Origin of the sequence: Mesorhizobium silamurunense (assembly GCF_014843825.1) — a bacterium.
In the GTDB taxonomy this organism is placed as follows: domain Bacteria; phylum Pseudomonadota; class Alphaproteobacteria; order Rhizobiales; family Rhizobiaceae; genus Mesorhizobium; species Mesorhizobium silamurunense.
The window spans coordinates 1-2,051 of the sequence record NZ_JHQR01000374.1; the positions used below are offsets into that span (position 1 = coordinate 1).

Annotated in this window: 3 protein-coding genes; 1 reads left to right on the forward strand and 2 read right to left on the reverse strand. The window is 57.5% G+C overall.

Annotated features, from left to right (window positions below):
* Positions 1 to 1,175, reverse strand: a 1,175-nt coding sequence (locus DH10_RS33770) for a DPP IV N-terminal domain-containing protein (protein ID WP_192385828.1), incomplete at its 3' end; no start/stop codon positions are given.
* Between the two features lie 132 nt (positions 1,176 to 1,307).
* Between DH10_RS33770 and DH10_RS33775 the strand changes: the two genes are divergently transcribed.
* Positions 1,308 to 1,463 (forward strand): hypothetical protein, encoded by a 156-nt coding sequence (locus DH10_RS33775; protein WP_192385829.1) that lies wholly within the window; start codon positions 1,308 to 1,310, stop codon positions 1,461 to 1,463.
* 380 nt (positions 1,464 to 1,843) lie between these two features.
* Here the strand turns inward: DH10_RS33775 and DH10_RS33780 are convergent.
* Positions 1,844 to 2,051 (reverse strand): DDE-type integrase/transposase/recombinase (locus tag DH10_RS33780; protein WP_192385830.1); only part of this gene is annotated, 208 nt, incomplete at its 5' end.

The window sequence follows — 2,051 nt, forward strand, 5'->3', positions numbered from 1 at the left end:
AAAAGATACAAATGCTCGTACCCGTCGCGCTCGGACGCCCATATGATCTCCTTCCCGTCATCGACATCGTAACGAAAGGTTTTCCCGGTACCGCGCTGGTTCATCACCAGCGGCTGGTAATCAACGAAGGTCTTACTGATCTCATCGATCAGCGAGCGCGCGCGGCCCGTGGCGGCGTCTACCTCGACCAGACGATAGAGCTGATGCCCGCGCTGGTTATATTCGAAGGTGAAGCCGCGGCCGTCCTCCCACCATTGGAGAGAGGAAAGTTCGAAGGGATTCGAAAACAGGGCATTGTCGATCACGATCTGGCGCCGGCCGGCAATGTCGAACAGCACCGGCTGGGGTAGCGGAAGGACATCACCCGGCTTGAGATAGACCATTGTGGGATATTCAGGTTGAAGCTGGTCCGTCGTCGACGAATTGACATAGTGGATCTCCCGCTTGTAGCCGGGGCGAATGCGGTAGGCCGCGACGTGGCGCGAGTCTGGGGACCAGCTCAGCGTCGAAAAGACGTAGTAATTGCCTTCCGATCCGTCCCAGCTCAGCGGGACATCCTGCAATCCGTCCTTGCTGCGCAGGAAAACATTGTAGTTCTTGATATAGGCGATCCATTTGCCGTCGGGCGACACGCTCCTCTGGTCGGGGTTATTCTCCGCCGGTGGCGTGTAGTAGTGGCTGAGCTGCTGAAAGTCCGGGGCGTCCACACCCAATGTGGTGCTGGTGCAGGCATAGCTTGCAAGGTCGCAGCTCCAACGGACCTGCTCAATCAGGAAATCGAGCCTGCGACCATCGTCGGTCAGTTCGAAACGGTCGAAGGGAAGATCGCCGGCCTGATAGCTCTTATGGCTAGCCTTATTTAGCGCCGCCGCTAGGCGGGCCTGATCGAAGGCGGGCCGCTTCGCACCCGTGGCAGCATCGACCAGCATGAACTGGTGCTCGCCGTGGGTAGTCCGGCGGTAGACGAACGCTTCACCCCCAGTCAGCCAGAAAGGCATTTCGGGGACATTGACAGTGAGTCCGCCATAGCGATCGTTGATCGTGAGTGCCCGCTCGAAATCGGTTGGCGTAAGCGGCGGATGTGAACCATTCGAACCGTTGGCCAGCGCCTGAGTTGCCGATCCCCATGCCCCCCGAGTTAATAGCGAGCGCGTCAAAGCGCCGATCTTGTACATATATGTCGCCTCTTTCGGTGTTCGGAATACGCATTGGACTTGGCTTCTCACCGCCGGTCTGCAGCACCGCCGAGCGTCGCCTTTGGAGGAGAGCCTGCACGCGGGTGCAGCCCGGGCCGCAGTCACCATGACATGGCGCTCTTTGAGGACATCCAGGAGCTGATCGGACCGATTGCAGAGTTGGCGGACCGCGCCGATAAACAACTGCGGAAAAGCGCCTATCCAGCCCTCATTCGACAATTCCTTGGCGAATACGGCCTCTTTTTTCTGCGTCTGAAGGTCTGCTGAAGAAGGCCGGATGTCGCCCCGGCAGAAATCATTGTGCTAACATGTCGACATTTCTCCGCATGACGCTCGGTGGTCCATGACGTGCTTTCGGATGACACGAAGCAATATGCGCGCCAAAGGAAAAAGTCGTTTAGATACAAGGCAACCGATCGAACCGGCTATGTCGCATCTCCAACATCGTCGTACATCAGACAATGCCAGGCGACATGTCGCGGGGCGTCAAATTGCTCCTCTTCCTTAGTCTGTGTGGCTAGACTTCTTGATGGGCAACATGCGTGCTCTAGGGGGTTCTGGCTTAAGAGGCTCCTTCATTACCGGAACGCTTCGGTTTTGTTGCAACGGCTGAATAGGGGCACAGAGAGGCCCTGATGCGAGGTCAATCAGGCGGCGAGGATCTCGAACTGCTCGGCCAATGACGGATTAGGATTGAATGCAAACCTCGCCTGTCGCTTGCGCATCATGTGAACCATTTCGATGCCGTCCAGGATGATGCTTGCGGTTGCGGGAGATTTGAAGCCGAGCATCGGCCGAACACGGCGCTTGATCCGCCGGTGGTCCTGCTCGATCCTGTTGTTATCAGGCATGAAT